The sequence below is a fragment of the Alteromonas sp. KC3 genome (assembly GCF_016756315.1).
In the GTDB taxonomy this organism is placed as follows: Bacteria; Pseudomonadota; Gammaproteobacteria; order Enterobacterales; family Alteromonadaceae; genus Alteromonas.
Genome location: NZ_AP024235.1, coordinates 3,191,349 through 3,210,192, shown reverse-complemented (window position 1 = coordinate 3,210,192; position 18,844 = coordinate 3,191,349). Strand labels below are relative to the sequence as shown.

At 43.3% G+C, this 18,844-nt stretch carries 15 protein-coding genes; 9 read left to right on the top strand and 6 right to left on the bottom strand.

Annotated features, from left to right (window positions below; genetic code table 11):
* Nucleotides 1-12: 12 nt before the first annotated feature.
* From JN178_RS14290 to JN178_RS14280, 3 genes are all read left to right on the top strand, one after another.
* Nucleotides 13-2,073: a glycoside hydrolase family 97 protein gene (locus JN178_RS14290; RefSeq protein ID WP_202262124.1), complete on the top strand. Its 2,061-nt coding sequence runs from the start codon at nucleotides 13-15 to the stop codon at nucleotides 2,071-2,073.
* A 24-nt stretch (nucleotides 2,074-2,097) separates the two neighbouring features.
* Nucleotides 2,098-2,607 (top strand): WbuC family cupin fold metalloprotein, encoded by a 510-nt coding sequence (locus JN178_RS14285; RefSeq protein WP_202262123.1) that lies wholly within the window; start codon nucleotides 2,098-2,100, stop codon nucleotides 2,605-2,607.
* A gap of 316 nt (nucleotides 2,608-2,923) precedes the next feature.
* On the top strand, nucleotides 2,924-3,145 hold the full coding sequence (locus JN178_RS14280) for an XRE family transcriptional regulator (protein WP_159627131.1): 222 nt from the start codon (nucleotides 2,924-2,926) through the stop codon (nucleotides 3,143-3,145).
* Nucleotides 3,146-3,156: 11 nt separating this feature from the next.
* On the opposite strand, the gene JN178_RS14275 is transcribed toward JN178_RS14280, so the two are convergent.
* Nucleotides 3,157-4,440 carry a pectin acetylesterase-family hydrolase gene (locus JN178_RS14275; protein ID WP_202262122.1) on the bottom strand — a complete coding sequence of 428 codons (1,284 nt, stop codon included), beginning with the start codon at nucleotides 4,438-4,440 and terminating at the stop codon, nucleotides 3,157-3,159.
* Between the two features lie 305 nt (nucleotides 4,441-4,745).
* Here JN178_RS14275 and upp point away from each other — a divergent pair, with 305 nt between their 5' ends.
* Together upp and JN178_RS14265 are read left to right on the top strand one after the other, a co-directional pair.
* Nucleotides 4,746-5,375, top strand: a complete 630-nt coding sequence (gene upp, locus JN178_RS14270) for a uracil phosphoribosyltransferase (protein ID WP_159627129.1) — start codon at nucleotides 4,746-4,748, stop codon at nucleotides 5,373-5,375.
* 137 nt (nucleotides 5,376-5,512) lie between these two features.
* Entirely contained in the window at nucleotides 5,513-6,538 is a 1,026-nt protein-coding gene (locus JN178_RS14265) for a LacI family DNA-binding transcriptional regulator (protein WP_202262121.1), read from the top strand.
* Nucleotides 6,539-6,588: 50 nt separating this feature from the next.
* Here the strand turns inward: JN178_RS14265 and JN178_RS14260 are convergent, their stop codons facing one another.
* From JN178_RS14260 to JN178_RS14240, 5 genes are all read right to left on the bottom strand, one after another.
* Nucleotides 6,589-9,492, bottom strand: a complete 2,904-nt coding sequence (locus JN178_RS14260; protein WP_202262120.1) for a TonB-dependent receptor — start codon at nucleotides 9,490-9,492, stop codon at nucleotides 6,589-6,591.
* A 290-nt stretch (nucleotides 9,493-9,782) separates the two neighbouring features.
* Nucleotides 9,783-10,361 carry a thymidine kinase gene (locus tag JN178_RS14255; protein ID WP_202262119.1) on the bottom strand — a complete coding sequence of 193 codons (579 nt, stop codon included), beginning with the start codon at nucleotides 10,359-10,361 and terminating at the stop codon, nucleotides 9,783-9,785.
* A 12-nt stretch (nucleotides 10,362-10,373) separates the two neighbouring features.
* Entirely contained in the window at nucleotides 10,374-12,392 is a 2,019-nt protein-coding gene (locus JN178_RS14250) for a putative bifunctional diguanylate cyclase/phosphodiesterase (RefSeq protein ID WP_202262118.1), read from the bottom strand.
* Nucleotides 12,393-12,573: 181 nt separating this feature from the next.
* Nucleotides 12,574-13,248 carry a hypothetical protein gene (locus JN178_RS14245; RefSeq protein ID WP_202262117.1) on the bottom strand — a complete coding sequence of 225 codons (675 nt, stop codon included), beginning with the start codon at nucleotides 13,246-13,248 and terminating at the stop codon, nucleotides 12,574-12,576.
* 173 nt (nucleotides 13,249-13,421) lie between these two features.
* Nucleotides 13,422-15,671 carry an acyl-CoA dehydrogenase gene (locus tag JN178_RS14240; RefSeq protein ID WP_159627123.1) on the bottom strand — a complete coding sequence of 750 codons (2,250 nt, stop codon included), beginning with the start codon at nucleotides 15,669-15,671 and terminating at the stop codon, nucleotides 13,422-13,424.
* Between the two features lie 266 nt (nucleotides 15,672-15,937).
* On the opposite strand from JN178_RS14240, the gene JN178_RS14235 reads away from it, so the two are divergent.
* From JN178_RS14235 to JN178_RS14220, 4 genes are all read left to right on the top strand, one after another.
* A complete protein-coding gene (locus tag JN178_RS14235) occupies nucleotides 15,938-16,492 on the top strand; it encodes an outer membrane beta-barrel protein (RefSeq protein WP_232369574.1) in 555 nt (184 codons plus the stop codon).
* Nucleotides 16,493-16,635: 143 nt separating this feature from the next.
* Nucleotides 16,636-16,893: a DUF3081 domain-containing protein gene (locus tag JN178_RS14230; protein ID WP_202262116.1), complete on the top strand. Its 258-nt coding sequence runs from the start codon at nucleotides 16,636-16,638 to the stop codon at nucleotides 16,891-16,893.
* 125 nt (nucleotides 16,894-17,018) lie between these two features.
* Nucleotides 17,019-17,948 carry an LpxL/LpxP family Kdo(2)-lipid IV(A) lauroyl/palmitoleoyl acyltransferase gene (gene lpxL, locus JN178_RS14225; RefSeq protein ID WP_202262115.1) on the top strand — a complete coding sequence of 310 codons (930 nt, stop codon included), beginning with the start codon at nucleotides 17,019-17,021 and terminating at the stop codon, nucleotides 17,946-17,948.
* Nucleotides 17,949-18,204: 256 nt separating this feature from the next.
* The gene (locus JN178_RS14220; RefSeq protein WP_202262114.1) at nucleotides 18,205-18,822 is read left to right on the top strand and encodes a TcpQ domain-containing protein; all 618 of its coding nucleotides are present in this window, start codon (nucleotides 18,205-18,207) and stop codon (nucleotides 18,820-18,822) included.
* Nucleotides 18,823-18,844: the final 22 nt, after the last annotated feature.

Genomic DNA, 18,844 nt, shown 5'->3' with positions numbered 1-18,844 from the left:
TAAGGTTAGTCCATGCGAGCAATTTGCCTGTTACTTTTACTGTCTGCCACCTCCGTTTTCGCCAGCGAAGTTGTTGTTAAATCGCCGGACAAAAAAATCGTACTCACCTTTAGTAGCGACAAAAGTATCGCGCAGTATCGCATTGACTATCGCGGTACGCCGCTTTTTGCATCAAGTAAATTAGGTTTTACTTTTGCAAGTGCGGCACCTATGTATCGCGATTTTTCTGTTAAAGAAATCAGTCGAAATCGCGTAGATGCCACATGGACACAGCCATGGGGAGAGCAAACTCAAATCCGTGACTACCACAACGAATTAGTGGTTGAATTCATCGACAATGGCAATAATGAAAATCGTTTTCAGGTGCGTGCCAGGGTTTTCAACGACGGTGTCGGTTTTAGATATGAAATTGTGACTGATGAAAAACGGACAATTACGCGAGAGCTGACAGAGTTTAATTTTGTCAATTCTCATCAGGCAACGGCGTATTGGATCCCTGCTCATGGCCGCGAGCGATACGAATATCTATATCGTAAAACCCCACTTCAAGAAGTATACAAAGCCCACACGCCATTTACAGTTGCTTATGAAAATGGTGTTCATGTTGCCGTGCACGAAGCGGCACTTGTCGACTATGCCGGTATGAGTCTTGATAAACAAGAGTTGGGTCGCTTTACCGCTGCTCTTGCGCCTTCGCACGATGGTGTTTTGGTTCGAAAGCATGGCTCGTTTACTACGCCTTGGAGAACAATAACGATTGGTGATGAAGCCGTCGATTTAGCCAACTCGTTTATTTCTCTTAACCTCAATGAGCCAAACAAGTTGGGAGAAGTAAGCTGGGTAGAGCCCGGTAAATATGTGGGAATATGGTGGGGAATGCACATCGACAAGTTTACTTGGGGCTCTTCAGATAAGCACGGTGCAACTACTGAGCGAACCATGGAGTATATGGATTTTGCCGCAGCTAATGGTTTTGATGGCGTTTTGGTAGAGGGGTGGAACAAAGGGTGGGATGGCGACTGGATTGCCAACTCCGAGCTCTTTTCGTTTACTGAAAGCTATCCAGACTTTGATATCAAACGAATTACAGAGTACGGTAAAAGCAAAGGTGTGAAGCTTATTGGACATCATGAAACTTCTGGCGGTATTAGTAATTATGAAGCGCAAATGGAGGATGGATTCGCGCTTTACCAAAAATTAGGCGTCTCTCAAATTAAAACAGGTTACGTTGCACACGGACAAAATCTAAAAGTAAAGGATGACCAAGGCCATGTTCGCTATGAATATACTGACAGTCAGCGCGTGGTGAATCACTTTTTGCACAACGTAAAAACAGCCGCAAAATATGAGCTTGCTATCAATACTCATGAATCGGTAAAAGACACGGGGCTTCGCCGTACTTACCCAAACTGGATCTCTCGAGAAAGTGCCCGCGGGCAAGAGTATAACTCTGGTTGGGCTGCACCAAATCCACCAGAACATATTCCTATGCTAGCATTTACTAGGATGCTTGCAGGCCCTATGGACTTTACGCCCGGTATTTTCAATTTTGACTACATCCGTCAACAAGATGGCGGTGTAGAGTGGGGTAAAGGTAATACAATGCGCCCGCAAACTACACTGGCAAAACAGTTGGCTCAATACGTGGTGTTATACAGCCCCATACAAATGGCAGCAGACCTACCCGAAAATTATGAAGCCAAGCCTGATGCTTTCCAATTTATTAAAGATGTGCCAACTGACTGGTCTGAAAGTATTGCGTTGCAAGGCGAAGTAGGCGATTTTATTGTCATGGCACGAAAGGAAAGCCAACATAAGCACTATTTAGGTGATGATTGGTTTCTAGGTGCTGTTACTGACGAGAACGCGATCTCGCTAGACATTCCACTTAGTTTCTTAGACGAAGGCCAGCGTTACGAAGCGCAAATATACAGTGATGGTGAAGACGCGCATTGGGAAACTAACCCCTATGCATTGTCGATAACCCACAAGCAAGTTAGCGCCAAAGATACGCTAACGCTGAAACTGGCGTCATCAGGTGGAGCGGCTGTGCGTTTTAGAAAGCTGCCCTAAGATTTTTAAACACAGGATTACAACGTGAAGCAGTTAAAACGGTTTGATAAACGGACATTTGAGGCATTACTGGAAAACGCGGCAAAAAGTGAACGGCGCAGAGCGAATCTCAATGTGCATGATTCTTATGAAGATGTCGTGCAGCGTTTGTTTATTGCTATGATGCCTGACTCTTATGTGCGTCCACACCGTCATTGCCAAATGCACAAATGGGAGTTTTTCATGGTGCTAGAGGGAGAATTAGATCTCATATTCTTTGATGATAAAGGCACTGTCTCAGAACGCTTAACGTTAAGTAGCAATGGAGATTGCTCGGGTGTGGAAATTCCGCCTAATGTATGGCACGCCACAGTGTGTCATGCACCTGTTGTATTTATGGAAGTTAAACAGGGGCCTTATGAGGTAACCGATGATAAAGGTTTTGCAGCATGGGCGCCGACTGAGGGAAGCAACGATGTGAGCACGTTTTTGGCCAGTCTTAAAACGGCCACAGTGGGGCAAAATATGGCGCTAGATGTGATGGATAGCGTATAGCATCAGATTACCTATCAACTTTCCGATTTGGAAAGTCGTTGCTATTGCTTATTTTGATGGTATGGTAAAGGATAAATGACACAAGCAGTCTGCGTATAAAGAGCACTGCGTAACCACACTTATTGTGAGAAAGAGAATTATCATGCGAAACGTTTCTACAGGCTATTTTTATAATTTTAATTACTGATTGCACCTGACCATCGGTGTTCAGGGGCAATTATTGGCTTCTGGGCACGCAGGTAGAACGTTTTGCAAAAGCCCAGAAGGTGTAAACTATCTGGGCTTTTTTAATGCCCATTATTCTCGGTAAAGAACAATGAAAGAACTCACATTAGGCGAAATCAGAAAGCAACACAGGGTGAAGCAAGAAGTTGTGGCGATGGCGTTATCAGTAACAGCATCGGGCGTCAGTAAGCTGGAATCTAAACGTATTCAAGATGTTTCTTTGCAGCGCGCTGCTGCCTATTTGGCAGCTGTTGGAGGAAATGTCAAAATTGAGGTAACTATGCCAGATGGCGCTACCCTACAAGTAGGGTAGCGATGTAGAGTTTAGTGATAGTAGGCTACGCTGTTTTCTCTAAAGCGTCTTGTTGTTGCGAATGTATATAGCCACTCGTTAAACGAGATACCTTTGGCACTTCGCTCATTGTAAAATGGGCTGGGTGACGAGACCGGAAATGCATTATCCTCACAGAAGTCGTTTAGTACCATGTGGCAGGTACCTTCTCCCAGATAGAATTGGTAGTTCCATGTGAATGCAGATAGGGCATGCACTGATGAGTGTGCTTGAATTTGCCAACCTAAGATGTAACCCAAATCAGACTCGTTTACTCCCCATGTTGAGGGATCAACGTTACCTTTTGCTACTTGGTCTGAAATTTTAGAAAACTGTATTTGAACAAAGTCGGTCCCGGTAGAATATTGCGCAAACCTATTCCAAGGGTATTGATAAGCAAGGCGAAGCATAACTTGCTTATTGAGCGAAAGGTGGCTGAAATTGCCGATAAGCGATTGGAAATTATCAGGCAGTGTGTCCTCAATAGCCCACGGTCCACCATAGTTCAACACAGTCTCCGTAAAGCCTTTTGAGATTACGCCAAGAGACGCATCTGCAAATAGAGCAACCTTTTTACGACCAAAGAGCTGTTGCAAATAAGGGAAGTTGAATATTGCGCCATACCCACCGGCACTACTGCCGCTTAACAACACCTTGTTGGGTGAAAGCGTATTTTGCTGCAGTTGCTCTCTTAGCCAATCCATAACAACCATGGCGTTATCATGACCTCGGTGTCTAATTGTGACGTCAGCGCCTGGAAGTCCCGTTACTATGCCTAAGTCGTCAGTATATGTTGTGTCAGAAGATCCCAAGTGAAGGTCGCCGGTGCAATAAGGAATGAATACTTTTGACCACGATTTGAATGGATTCTCTTCTACATCTTTGAATATTCCACCTGCTACTTCAGGTGTGTTTTCAAATTGCGCAGAAGGATTATATGCAGCTCTACTCATCGGGTCATTGTCGAACTCTAGCTGCATCGATGCTAGGCACGTTGAACTGTCCCAACACGCGCCGCCACCGTTAAAGTAAACTAACAGGTTATCGCTTTCACCTTGCTCAAAATAGAATGAAAACGGGTTTGGCTCTATTCCTTGAGGACCAACGAGTGCAGGTAGGGCACAAGAGGGATAAACAGTTTGTTCAGCGCCACTTGGGAGTGTTACGACAACTTCTGAATCAGGGGTGATGCGCTGCCAGTCAGCAAAAGCGTTTGACGATACCACCAAACAAACACTGGTTACTATCAGGCGAATGCACGTAGATAGCGAATTCATAAAGCAATTTCCTTTTGTCATTTCATTGTTAACAGGGTAATAAATGATTATCTTTTAGAGGCTTACTAAGAGCACTACTTTCTAATAACGCTCAAATCAGTAAAATACAAACGATATGGAGAGTAGAGATTTGTACAACAACGCTCTCTACTACACCATGTAGATACAGATTAAATGAAATATAAATACTGTCTATACTTTGAGCAAGATTTTATAGGTCTGCTGAAGTGTCATACAAAATAGAAACATCTCTAAAGGTCGCTTGAGGTATTGTTCTACTAATTTAACTCAACAGGAGCTTCGTCATGGCTGTTCATGAAATTACACACCCGCTTATTGCACACAAACTAGGCTTAATGCGCAACGCTAAAATAAGCAGCAAAGACTTTCGCGAACTTGCTTCAGAAGTTGGCAATCTACTGACTTACGAGGCAACAAGAACACTGCCGACAGAGCGAGCCAAAATACGCAGTTGGTCGGGAGACGAAGTAGAAGTTAGACAAATAAAAGGCAAAAAAATTACTGTTGTACCTATTTTACGTGCTGGATTGGGCATGCTAGAAGGTGTTTTAGAGTTAATTCCAAATGCCAAAATAAGCGTGGTTGGGCTGTATAGAGATGAAGAAACGCTGCAACCTGTGGCCTACTTTGACAAGGTTGTAAAAAATATTGATGAGCGCACCGCGCTGATTGTTGATCCTATGCTGGCAACAGGTGGAACTTTGATTGCCACTATCGATTTATTAAAGAAAAAGGGATGCACCAAAATTATGGGGCTATTTCTGGTAGCAGCACCTGAAGGGATTCGAGCCGTTGTTGATGCACACCCCGATGTTGATATTTTTACCGCAGCTATTGACGAACGACTCAATGATAAAGGTTATATTTTGCCTGGCCTTGGTGATGCAGGTGATAAGATTTTCGGCACGCGTTAATCAATTCTTCTTAAAAGTATTACAGTATATCTGCTAGACGTTAAATTACATGGGTTAAACGTTTAAGATAATGTTATAGTTCTTATGTAGAAACAGGACACGACAGACGTTAGCGTTCGTGACAAGAGCTAATAATAATGAACAAAACAAAATTAACCCTAAAAGATGTGGCACATCAGCTTGGTGTGTCTACAGCAACCATTTCAAATGCATTTAACCGCCCTGATCAGTTGTCAAAGGCGAAACGTGAAGAAATTCTAGAACAATGTAAAAAGATTGGTTATAGCGGCCCAAATAAGGCGGCGCAAATCTTAAGAAAAGGGACGTCAAATATAGTTGCATTGGTGCTAGCCGATAGTATTTCCTATATGGTTAGCGACCCTGTTGCAAGTACGTTTATTAAAGGGGTCTCCACGGCATTAAGAGAGCAAGGTAAACACCTTTTACTTTACGCTGGCGACTCTGATAGTCTTCTTGATGTTGTCGATTTTGTCGATGGATTTATCTGTTACGGTCAACCACGTAACGTAAAGCTTGTTGACGAATTGTCAGTGTCGGTTAAGCCTGTTGTCACGGTAGACTTTGATATTGAAGAAAAGCCTTCTATCAACATTGACAATGAAGAAGCCGCTTATCAAGTGGCTCAGCACGCCTTACAAAAAGGCGATAATGTGGCGATATTTGGTTTGCGCCTAATCGACTCACCTTCTACTTGTCGTATTTACGACAATCCTATTATCGGTGTAGATTCTTCTATTTCTCACAGACGTTTAGATGGTTATTTGCGAGCTGCAGAGGAAAAGCAAGTGGCGATTAGTCGCGAGCGTATTTGGCACTTGCCGGAGAGTGAGCGAAGCTTTGCCCGTCAAGCTGCGAAAGAGGTGCTGACGAGTTCTCCACGCCCTAACGTAGTGTTGTGTATGAGTGATATTATTGCACTTGAGCTATTACATATGGCACTGGAAATGGGTATTAAGGTACCAGAAGAGTTGAGAATAACTGGGTTTGACGGAATTGAGGAAGCGGAGCGAGCGCGTCCTAGCCTAACTACGGTATGCCAATCAAGTATAGAAAAAGGCATTAAAGCTGCCGATGCGTTACTTGAGCAAATTCAAGATAAAACAGTATTGCCGTTTGAAGTACGATACGGCGAAACGGTATAACGACTGGCTAGGAAAAAGAAATGCGCCGTCAAGGACGGCGCACTGTAAGGTTAGTAGAAAGAGTAGTTTAGGTTTAGCATGTAAGATGGGCCGAATTCTCGACGCAAGGTAACAATGCCGTTTCCGTCAATTGTCTCTTCTTTTTCATCGGTCAGGTTTACACCTTGAAGCGCAATACGTAAGCCTTCCAGATATTCAATACCACTTTGTGCAAAGTCGTAGCTGATTTGAGCATCTACCTGAGTAACAGCATCACGTGTTGCGGCTTCAATTTTGTTCGAGCCACCACGTTGGTAGGTCAAAAATTCCGAACGGTCTGTTGCAGCCACCCTTACTTCAAAACCATTCATTTCGTAGTAAGCCGTAATACTGTATGTGTTATCAGATTGACCAGGAATTGCCGTTCCATCTTCTAGCTCAGCATCAAGAATAGTTGCAGAAGCAGCAATACCAAATCCGTCTAGCGAATCAGTCAGCATACGAAGTGGAATATTCGCGGTTAGCTCCACACCTTTCATACTGCCTTCAAGACCATCTTCGAAGAATGAATAGAAACCTAAGTCAGGTGGTGTAACAAGATCACCAGCTTGATATGGTGTATCTTCTGGTCCGTAGTTACCATCAACATCAATTACACGGTCGTGGAAACCTGGAATGAAGTAGTTAGCACCGCCGTTCGTTTCATCATTGGTAAAGTCTATTAGCTGGTTCCCGTCACGGGTCCAGTTAACTAAGTCTTTGTAGAAGAGGGCAATGGATATATAGCCTTCATCTTCAAAGTAATTTTCAAACGACAAATCGAAGTTATTAGCTTCTAGAGGTTGAAGTGTTGGGTTACCAGTAAACTTCGACCAAGGTGAACCATACTCTTCTACAGCTGCTTGTGTATTTGGTGTAGCAATTAGCTCAATATTTTGGTCGAACTTCACAAACCCAGAAGCTTTCATCTGGTCAATTCGCGCACGGCTAATTGTTTTCGATGCACCGAAACGCAAGTAGCGGTTTTCGGTCAACTCAACACTCACATTCAAGCTTGGTAAGAAGTGTGAGTAGTCATCGCCATCATTAATAATACAATCGGCATCTACAACCTGGTTGCCATCGTCATCACAAACCGCGAAGTTATCGCCCACAATACCGATAAAACCTGTAGAGCTTTGATCGGTTTGAACATACTGTGCACCGACATTACCTTTAACGTTAAATCCGCTTACTTCGGTTTCAAAATCTAACTGAGCGTATAGAGTGACTACTTCTTCATCTACCGTGTATGAGTCGCCTAGTCTATCTGGCTCCAGAAGACCTGCATCGTTTAGGGTATATTCACCATCGTTGTATGGTGCAAATCCATCATAGGCAACCACATAGCCTAGACCCGCCCATGTAAGATCAGCTAATCCGTTGTAGAGGTACTGTGAAGGAATTGATTCGGAGAACGGATAAGAAGAAGCCGTTGCGAAGAATCCTTTGTTGTCCTTTGATTTAAAGCGATCACTGTAGTTCAAACCTGCGGTAAAGGTGTTAAAAATACTCCAATCTACAAAACCAGTCACTTCAAAGCGCGCGGTTGTTAACTCTTCTTCAAAGTCAGCAAAGTTAAGGAAGCCGTCTTGCGCATTAAAGTAGCTATAGGGGTCGCCATTGGCCTGAAGTTCATTGGTAGCAAATTGATCTGCAATGTTTGCCATACCGCCACCCCATACTTGTGGGCCCGCTAGCTGCAGTAGCGCAGGATCGGAAAAGGCGTCAAGGCCTGTGCTATCGGTAAAGAAAATACCATCAGCACTCATTTGGAACTGTCGAGAACCAAGTTCATCATTGCTTAGCGCGCCTGAACGAGCAAGACCCGCATAGGACTCACCACGTAGGTCACGCTTGCTCGACTCGCTATCAGCAACGTCAAGTGTCATCGACCACTCGTCGTTAATGTCGTAACGAATATTTAAACCGAAAGTTTGTAACTCACCGTCTTTTTGTGCTGGGTCGGTACGCAAAACCGGATTCGCGTTAATTTGAGTACCTGTATTATTAACACCACTGCCCGTAACATTCGCAGCGGCGAATGGTTCGATGAAACCACGGATTACGCCAGAATCTGAATAATCGATATCAAGAGCGTCAACGACAATGTCGAGTCTATCGGTGGGACGCCACTGGAATATTGCAGACACCGTGTCGCGCTCAAGTACGCGGCTAATAGCTTGTGTATCAAGACCAAATGGCAATACTTGGCCGTCATCATTTTCGCCATAACCCCATACACCGTACTTTCTTTCGTTACGCGGTGACTCGGTAGACGCAATGGCAAGTGCTAAGCCCATGGTATCGTCAGCAAACTTTTCAACAAAAGAAAGTGCAAAACGATTACCCGTATTATCAAATTCAGGGTTGTCTGAGTCGTTGCCGCCAAGTTCGTATACACCCGTTACTGTGAGGGTTTCTTGCGCAGACAGTGGACGGACTGTTTGAAGATCAACGGTACCACCAATTCCTTGTACTAATAGCGTTGCATCAGAGGTTTTGTAAATTGTGGCACCTGTCATGATTTCCGCAGGGTAAAGGTCGTATTCAACGCCGCGGTTGTCACCAATACCAATTAATTCACGGCCGTTAAGTGATGTGCCGGTAAAGTCTTCTTTGAAACCACGAACTGAAATACCAGATGTACGGCCACCTACGCGTTCACCAGATAAGCCCGGGAGGCGAGCAAGCGATTCGGCAATTGAAGAATCGGGTAACTTACCAATATCTTCCGCTGAGATAGCTTCAACAATTGAGTCGTTGTCCATTTTAACTGCTTGGGCACGCATGAGTGAACCGCGAATCCCTGACACTTGAATTACTTCTAAGTTGTCTTCGTCTGGCGTTTCTTGTGCTAATGCAACGTGACCGTGGAGCGCTGCAGTAATTGATAATGCAATAACCGCAGGTTTGAATTTTCCAGTGTGCTTCATATGCTTTACCTTGCTAAAAGTGTGTTAAATGCAGGTTTTTTGTTTTACAACCTCTTAACAATAGTCCGAAAAATACACGTTGGCAAGAATTTTCTTAATTGATTAAGTTAAAAAATGTGTTTGATTATTAGATCTGACAGCGTGGTCATATAATATTTACTTAATGCATTTTTATAGAGGCATGCAAAATGGGGAGATAAGAGATCGGTGCTGCGCTTTTAGTGAACTTGCGCCATTTGTGACATAAGCGTAGCGCTAAGTTCATAAAAGCGCCACGCGATAGCAAGAATTTAATCCCAGACTAGACTTTTGAAGTGCTTTCGACACATGGACTCATAGGTGTCATTGCCACCAATCTGGACTTGATCGCCACCTTTAACGGCATTGCCGTTTTCGTCTAGGCGCACAACAAAACTGGCTTTCCTACCACAATGACATACGGTTTTAAGCTCAGATAATTTATCAGCCCACGCAAGGAGGTAATGACTTCCTTCGAAGGTTTCGCCAAGGAAGTCGGTTCTAAGCCCATAAGCCAAAACGGGGACTTTTAGCTCATCAACTACATCAACCAATTGTCGAACTTGTTCTTTCGTTAAGAACTGAGCTTCGTCAATGAATATGCAGTCTAACTTGCGTGTATTGTGGTCGTTGTTTATCGAAGCGAATAGGTCATCACCTTTTGCATAAAGTTTGGCGTCAGCCTGAAGGCCAATACGAGAAGTCACTTTACCCACCCCGTATCTATCGTCTAATGCCGCGGTATATATTACAGAGTGCATGCCGCGTTCACGGTAGTTGTATGCAGATTGAAGGAGTGATGTGGATTTACCTGCGTTCATTGCAGAGTAATAAAAATAAAGTTGTGCCATGGTTGAGAGGCTCTAATAGTTTTTGTTATACCAAGAAATAAAGTCGCTGGCACTCATGGGTTTTGCGTAGTAATAACCTTGTAAATAGTCTGTACCTAGGTCTGCAAGGTGGACTCGTTGCGCATCAGTTTCGATACCTTCTGCAATAGTCTTACAACGAAACTCTCGTGCCATCAACAGTGTCGCTCTTATTATGGTATCACTCTCTTCTGAGGTATTCTGTACAAATGAACGATCAATTTTTATAAAGTCAAAAGGCATTGATTGTAAACGGTGGAGTGAAGAGTATCCCGTACCAAAATCATCAATTGATATCTTTACGTCGCGGTCAACAAGATCATGTAGCCGCTGAGTAACCAATTCCGCATTATTGGCAAACACGCTTTCCGTTACTTCTAAATACAGGCGTTGTGGCGCTATTGAAGTTGTGTTTAGTGCGCTATCGAGTACTTTAACAAAGCCATCATCAAGAAGTTGAGTGATTGATACGTTAACTGACATACACAAACTTTCAGCAAACTGCCAGTGTGACAAGTCGATAAGCGCTCGGTTGAGCACCCAAGCCCCAATCTCAGGCATTAGCCCGCTTCTTTCAGCAAGAGGAATGAAAACATCAGGCGTGATCATTTCATCATCGCACTTCCATCTGAGTAGGGCTTCTACAGATGACACTTTATCAGATTTAACGTCGATGATGGGTTGATAGAAGACGCTGAGTTCGCCGTTATCTATCGCACAACGTAAACGTTCGCATAGCCGTTGATCACGCTTAATTTCTGCATGCAACAGTTCATTAAACACCCCAACTGACCCACGTTGTTTACGCTTTTGATCGTACATTGTGAGATCGGCCTGTTGAATAAGGTCAACCGCACTATCGCCATGCTCTGGATACATGGCAATCCCGATGGTCGCATCAAGAGTAACTTGATTGTCGTTCGCCATGATGGGAATAGTAACGCCGCTTCGCATTGCATGTGCTACGGCCTTTGCTGTGTCTACTGTTGCATAAGGGATAACGGCGACAAATTCGTCGCCACCCCAGCGCGCTAAATGATTTTTCTCACTATAGTTGCGAAGCCTAGCGGCTATTTCTGCCAGCACTATATCGCCAACTTTGTGGCCTAAGCTGTCGTTGACTTGTTTAAAGCCGTCCAGATCGATAAACAAAATGGCAAGGGAGTTATTAAGCACTTTTGTAGTATCTAGCAAATTATTGAGGTGTTTAAGAAAACCATTGCGATTAAGTAAATTAGTAAGAGGGTCTCGATTTGATAGCCTAAATAAGTCTTCAGTACGACGCTCAACTTCTGCTTCAAGATTGGCGTTAGATGCGTCGAGTTTTTCATTGGTGGCAATGAGTAGCTGATTGACCTTTTCAGTTTCGCTTCGTTCGACGCGCATTTGTGCTAGCAGCTTTTCGTTGTTTTCTTTTAGATAAAGCGTATTTACGAAGAAGCGGTTGTAGCGAGAAGCACTAAGGAATATACCTATCCAAAATACTAAGCCGAGCACACCGAGAATAAAAAACTCTCCAGACTCGTCAGCTAATACACACATCGACATAGGTACAAGCAGCGCGGTGCAATAAAAGGAAACCAAACGCTTGCTTGGTGAAAGCACTGTACCAGCACCACCTGACATTGCTGACAGTATTACCATGGTGGCGGAGAGTTCTACTGCGCCCATGGAGGGATAGAAAACTACCGAATAGAAGGCCCATACGCTTGCGGTAAGACATACACCGACAGAAAAACGCTTTATGACGGCGTCGGGAGCGAAAGATTTGTGTGCCAAACCAAAACGCCAGTAGCAGGCATCGATGAAGCGCAGCAAGCACACTATCATCATCACTAGCCACACTTTGTGTTTTAACGAAACAAGCGATTCATTATCTGTTTCAAAAAAGAACACTAAGCCAGAAAACGCAAATATGGTCATTAACAAACCGACAAAACTGTTGCCCACAAGCATGTTGGCAGTATCGCGTTTTATTTCTGTTGTAGATATCGTGTTTTGTTCAAGCTGCAATGGTTGGATTACCTAATCTACTTTGAGCAAATAAGCGACGTCATACTTCTTAGTTGTAGTTTTAGAGCGTATGACCAACTTACTATATCTTATATACCTTATAAGGCTAGCAGAGTAAATTTATACTGGCGATGTTGCGGTAAACTTTAACTTAAGCTTCTCTTTTCAAAAGTTGGTGAAGCTACTCTTTTTCTTCCTGAGACAAACGGATGGCAATTGCATTTGACAATGCGCTGTAAAGATATGCATGCTTCTTGTTTATAACATGTACCAATTTATGCTCAACAATGGGCAAAAACTCAATGCCTTGCTTTTCGAAAATAGCATTTTGTGTAAAGTCGCTGGGCAGAATGGCGTAATTAAAACGACCATTCACAAGCAGTTCTAAAACATGATTGAAATCATCAAACTCGAAAATGTTAGCCGCAATACTGGCCTTGGGTTTACCCATGTTAGAAAAAAAACGAGTTGTTACCGCTATGGCATTACTGGCGTCATTAATGATGTCGCTGTGACACGGTGCATTGCGAATGCACAACAAGAAAGAGGCACCCTGTGAGAAAGGCGGTTCAATCGCTATGATATTGTTTGAAGGCGTAGCAACAACGTCGTAGCGAATAACATCGGCATCAGTCATTCCTTCTTCTAGCAGGCGTAAACCCCGCTCTCCACCCACTTCAACAAATTCGGCAGTTATACCAATATCGGCATATACCTGCTCCATAAATGGTTTGTAATGGTTTAGTACTCTGGGGTGACTGACATAACCAATAATAAAGCGGTCTTCGTTTGCTGAAACACAAAGTCCAATAGAAAACAATGTTATTGCTAACAGAAAAGTAAACGCAATTCTCACTCTTACATCCTTGAAACTCGAAAAATACGCATGTTTGCAGCTACGGGATATCGCAATAAAAGTTAGACTATAGTTGAGGTATTGTCTAATGAAGTGGTGCGATAAGAAGTTAAATTTAATTCAGGTAAAAAAAAGCCCCGGCTATTGCCAGGGCTTTGGGTTACTAACGCTGCTTAGGCTGCGTTTTGACCGCCATCAATCGCTTTAAGCGTTTGTGACGCTGGAACAAGTTCCATGTCAAACGTGTATTCGTCTACACGAACCGCAAGTTTGCGTTTTTCGTTGTAGTCGTGAAGCTTAGCAGCTTCATCGGCATTAACTACACCTTTTTCTTGAAGCTTGTTAAGCGCGTGCTCGAAAGAGATAAACGGAACAACCGGCTCTTTACGCAGTGCTTTTTGCACTTTGCCAAGAAGGTGAGCAACAGCGTGCTTCGCTTTAAACGCCTGCTCGTTAATGTCGTTACCGTCACCTGGGCTTACGCGCACAAGGTGCGTTAGCTGTGCCTTAACACTGTTGTCTTGCATAGATGCAATTGACAGCTCACGCACTAGATCATCGCTGATACCAGCAACACTGTTAGAGTACGTGTTTGTTAGCAGACGCATTAAACCGCGTGTTGCTGTATTCGGGAAATTGTTGATGAAATTAACAATTGCCTGATCAGCTTGTTGTAGTGACCACTGCATCGCATACTCAAAGTATGGTAGTGCAAGTTTTCTATCTTCAATGCGCTGCTCGTAGAAACGAATTGCAGCCATCGCGCCGTAAAGGTAGCTCATTACGTCACCTAAACGTGCAGATAGAAGCTCAGCTTTCTTCAAGTCACCACCAAGTACCGCAAGTGACAAGTCAGCAAGAGGTGCTAGTTTCGCAGAGATGCTGTTAACACGCTTCTCGTACTTACGTACTTCTGGAAGAGCAGACTCGCTGCCGCGTAGGAACGGAAGGTATGCCTTACCGAAGCTACGGAACGCGTTCTTCACACTGAAACCTACAGTTTTACGAAGTACTTTGTTGAACTCTTTATCCGCAGAACTTTCGTTGCTGTGAATTAGGTCAACCATGTCTTTTAGGTAAGGGTGACAACGCATTGCACCTTGACCAAAGATCATAAGGTTACGTGTTAGAATGTTTGCACCTTCTACCGTAATGGCGATAGGCAATGCTGCGTAGCCGCCTGCTAACGTGTTTTGTGGGCCGCGTTGAATCGCTTTACCTGCTTGGATATCCATTGCAGAGTTCATTACATCACGACCTAGTTCAGTCATGTGATATTTCGCGATAGCCGTTACAACAGATGGCTTAACACCTAGACCAAGACCTTCAGTAGTTAATACACGCATCGCTTCTAGTAAGAATGTCTTACCAGCGATGTCTGCCATTTTCTCTTGAATACCTTCGAAGCGACCAATTGGAAGACCAAATTGCTCACGTACAAATGAATATTCAACCGTACCTTTAAATGCTGACTGTGCTGTTGCCACGCCCATTGCTGGAAGTGAAATACCACGACCTGCACCAAGACAGCTAACTAGCATCTGCCAACCGCGACCGATGTTCTTCTGCCCACCAATGATGAAATCCATTGGAATGAATACGTCTTGACCACGAGTTGTACCATTGTAGAAACGTACGCCCATAGGATCGTGACGGTTACCAAGCTCAACACCAGGGTGTGACTTAGGTAGAAGAGCACAAGTAATACCTAGCTCTAACTTGTCACCTAGAAGTTGGTCTGGGTCGAATACTTTAAAGGCAAGACCAAGAACTGTCGCAATTGGAGCAAGCGTGATGTAACGCTTGTCCCAGCTTACGCGCAGACCAAGTACTTCTTCTCCGTTGTACTCGCCTTTCGTTACGATAGCTGCGTCAGGAATAGCACCTGCGTCTGAACCTGCTTCTGGGCTTGTTAGCGCGAAGCATGGAATATCGCGACCATCAGCAAGACGAGGCAGCCAGTAATCTTGTTGCTCGTTAGTACCATAGTGCATTAGTAGCTCGCCTGGGCCTAACGAGTTTGGAACCATTACGGTTACCGCAATCGCACCGCTTTTTGCTGCAATCGTTGCAACAATAGTCGAGTTTGCATATGGGCTAAATTCAAGACCACCAAATTTCTTTGGAATGATCATTGAGAAGAAACGGTTCTTACCTAGGAAATCAAGAATTTCCTGAGGAATGTGCTTGCCGTTACCTAGTTCGAAATCATCGACCATGTTCAGTAATTCTGTTACTGGACCGTCCATGAATGCTTGTTCTTCTGCGCTCAGTTTTGCCTGAGGGATATCGCGTAGTGCCTGCATGTCAGGCTTACCCTGATAAATAGAAGATTCAATCCACACGTCACCCGCATCTAGGGCTTCTTGTTCTGTGATTGAAATTGGGGGTAATACTTTCTTTAAGCTAGTTCTGATACTCATAATAACTCATCCGCTCATCTGACCAGTTGTGTGTATTAATACTACACCAGATTCGAAAAAGATCAAATTTTGTAAAAATTAACTAATATTCATGTGTTTAATCATTTATTTTGACAGGGGCTGTTACAAATAATTCAAACAGTTGTTCAATATTGCGCCGTTTTAATATTTGTTAATTACGTGCTGCCTAAAATTGTGCGCATTCAAGTTGATTTCCACAGGTTCTCTTTTATAGTTGTGAGTCAACTTCAAGGAGAGTTAAGTTAATGATTAAGTGTCTTAGTCCACTGATGAAAGCGGCCGGTTTAAGTGCGCTAGCAGCAACAGCAATGTTTTCGACAAATGCTTCAGCGAACGGTTACGGTGTAGTTAATATTGGTTATGGAAATGTTGATACCGAAGTGGACAGCGAAAGTGACGTCAGCTATTCGGCAGCGATTGGATATCAATTTCATAGACAGTGGTATGTAGAGGGTGGTTACGTATCGCTTATTGATGTCGATACTGACGAACAAATACTGTCTAGCAAGGGACCTTATGTTGCCTTATTAGGGAAAGCAAGTAGTCAACAAGGTGAGCTTTTTTACAAAATAGGTGTGGCTAACATCGATATTGAACAAGCGTCGATTAATAGCGGTGCATGCGGTGACGATGTATTGGTTTGTGGATACGACGATGATGTTATTGCTGGATTGATAGGTCTTGGCTTCGACTACTACGTAGGTAACCAATCCATGTTGCGTTTTGAATATTCGTATTTTGGTGGGAAAGACGATTTTTCCGCTCACGTTCTTAACTTGGGATTCAGGTATAACTTTTAAAGCGAGTGGTGTAGAGGCGTGGTAAATCCTTTTCCGTGAATTAGTCAATGCGCCCACCGCTTGGCGAACATATTTTTTCTAAAAGCAAATCCAACTATTGATGTTGTGTGTATCAAACATAACGAAATAACAACGGATTAATTATGAAAAACGAACTCGACAGCAAGTTTCTTCTTCAAGTATTCGATAAGATTCGTCAAAACGGCGCAAAAGAAAACGAGCAATACCATTTGATGGGTATAACTGCGTATACTGACCACGATGGCTACACCTTGTTTATTGAAGATGCCACAGTTAAGTTACAATTTGGTTTTCACAATCAATATCATTTTGATTATGACACTAAAGAACAATACGAAGCATTCGAGAAAAAACTAAAGCAAATCGATAAAGCCTACTGAGCGCGCACCAGCGCGCTTTTATCCTATTTTCACTCGGTGCTCACCGTATCCTGACTTGCACCACATAGCCGCAAAAAATTCCTTCTGTTACAATGCTCGCTTCGTTTATTGTAAGGAAATCGACATTGGCAGCGGCAATCAAAGCTCCTCAATTTAAACTCGCCTTCCTAGGGCCTAAATTTTGGCCAGTGTGGCTGGGTGTATTTATTTTGTATCTTATTACGTGGCTTCCACTACCCGTGATAAGACGCATCGGTGCAGGTACTGGACGCTTGATAGCACTAATTGTACCTAAGCGAGCAAAAGTCGCGAAAAAAAACCTAGCCTTGTGGAACCCGGCACTTAGCGAGAAAGAAGTCGAAGTTCTATTTAAAGAAAACGTTCGCCGCACGGGAATGGCCTTATTTGAGACGGCTATGGGCTGGTGGTGGCCGTCGTGGCGCGTAAAGCGAGCTATCGAGATAGAAGGTACCGAACATGTTGAAGCGGCCTTTGCTAAAGGGAAAGGGGTGTTTGGTATGGCACTTCACAATATGAACCTTGAATTTGCATGTCGCGGGATTGGCTTTTTTCACCCGAGCATCGCGTTTTACAGAAAGCATAACAATCCGTTAGTTGATTACCTTCAATATCACGGTCGTAATCGTTCAAATAAATATATGATAGACAAGCGCAATGCCAAGGCGCTGTTGGCTGCATTAGATGAACAAGAATTGTGTTTGTATTTACCTGACCAAGATTACGGACCTAAACAAAGTATATTTGTGCCATTTGGTGGTGTTAAGGAAACAGCAACAACTACGGCGACATTGATGTTTATTCGCCGCAGTAACAGTGAGCCTATGATCATTACATCACAATATACTAAGCGTGGTTACAAAATTAAGATTTATCCACCACTTCACGGTCTTGGTGAAATGGAAGATAGAGACGCGCTTGCCATGTTAAATGTGCATATTGATGCGGCAGTGAAAGAGCAGCCCGAAAGCTATCTTTGGATGCACAAACGATTTAAAACAAGACCTCCACACAATCCTACATCACTTTATGATTAAAGCGTCTTTGCGTATTCATTGGTGATGTTTTTGATTTAGCTAGTCTTTGATTTAGCTAGTATTGGGCGTTTTGTTTGATTTGGGTCTTTACAGTGGCAAATTTAGATAAATAGGCTAATGGGTTAACCACACTACTTAGACTAAAATAAAAGAATATAAGTCGAATAAAGCGATGCTCAACACGTAATGTGTTACACCATTATTTGATATAAAAAATATGAAATGTCACTAATAAAGCAGTAGGTAAAAAGGAATTATGGCACAAACAGGTTACTCAAGTTCATCATTTTGGGCAAAACAAATAGGGCTTGCTGTAGCACTTGTCGTTATTGCAGGTGTACTAATCTTTGTTCTACAAAATAGAGAACAAAGCGCTGTGCCAGAGTCGCAAATTGAGGAAAAATCTATTTCCCGTGGACTCAGCGATTTTTACCGAGACTTTAGAATGTCAGCGACTGACCCTGTAGAAGAAGAGCAGGGTGACTTTGTTCTTGATATCGCTGGTGTGGATCCAAATTTAGATAGCAAGCTTGCGCAAATGTCTAGCCAAACTCGTCCAGTGGAAAAGAACTGGACTGGTGAGCATAAGTATCGCACCTTTAAGGAAGGTAACACCTTAAGAGAAGCCATTTCACAATACGCCCAAGCGGAAGGTATGCAACTGATTTGGAACCTCGAGCAAGACTTTGTCATTAAATATCAATTCCAATTGGACAATACTGTGTCTGGTTCATTGGCTAAAATTGCCAGTGCCATTGATGGTAGTTTTGAGGGTGAAGTCAAAGCGTACTTATGTGCCCGTCAGCGCTCGTTAGTGGTGACGGCGAATGAAACTGAGTTTCTAACCACTAATTGTGAAATTGTTAGAGGGTAAATTAACCGCTGTAATCTGTTAA

Bases quoted from the DNA above. Each gene is read 5' to 3' on its own strand.
- JN178_RS14275 (WP_202262122.1), bottom strand. From the start codon at position 4,440: ATGAATTCGCTATCTACGTGCATTCGCCTGATAGTAACCAGTGTTTGT.
- JN178_RS14280 (WP_159627131.1), top strand. From the start codon at position 2,924: ATGAAAGAACTCACATTAGGCGAAATCAGAAAGCAACACAGGGTGAAG.
- JN178_RS14240 (WP_159627123.1), bottom strand. From the start codon at position 15,671: ATGAGTATCAGAACTAGCTTAAAGAAAGTATTACCCCCAATTTCAATC.
- JN178_RS14290 (WP_202262124.1), top strand. From the start codon at position 13: ATGCGAGCAATTTGCCTGTTACTTTTACTGTCTGCCACCTCCGTTTTC.
- JN178_RS14220 (WP_202262114.1), top strand. From the start codon at position 18,205: ATGGCACAAACAGGTTACTCAAGTTCATCATTTTGGGCAAAACAAATA.
- JN178_RS14265 (WP_202262121.1), top strand. From the start codon at position 5,513: ATGAACAAAACAAAATTAACCCTAAAAGATGTGGCACATCAGCTTGGT.
- JN178_RS14230 (WP_202262116.1), top strand. From the start codon at position 16,636: ATGAAAAACGAACTCGACAGCAAGTTTCTTCTTCAAGTATTCGATAAG.
- upp (WP_159627129.1), top strand. From the start codon at position 4,746: ATGGCTGTTCATGAAATTACACACCCGCTTATTGCACACAAACTAGGC.
- JN178_RS14260 (WP_202262120.1), bottom strand. From the start codon at position 9,492: ATGAAGCACACTGGAAAATTCAAACCTGCGGTTATTGCATTATCAATT.
- JN178_RS14255 (WP_202262119.1), bottom strand. From the start codon at position 10,361: ATGGCACAACTTTATTTTTATTACTCTGCAATGAACGCAGGTAAATCC.
- JN178_RS14235 (WP_232369574.1), top strand. From the start codon at position 15,938: ATGATTAAGTGTCTTAGTCCACTGATGAAAGCGGCCGGTTTAAGTGCG.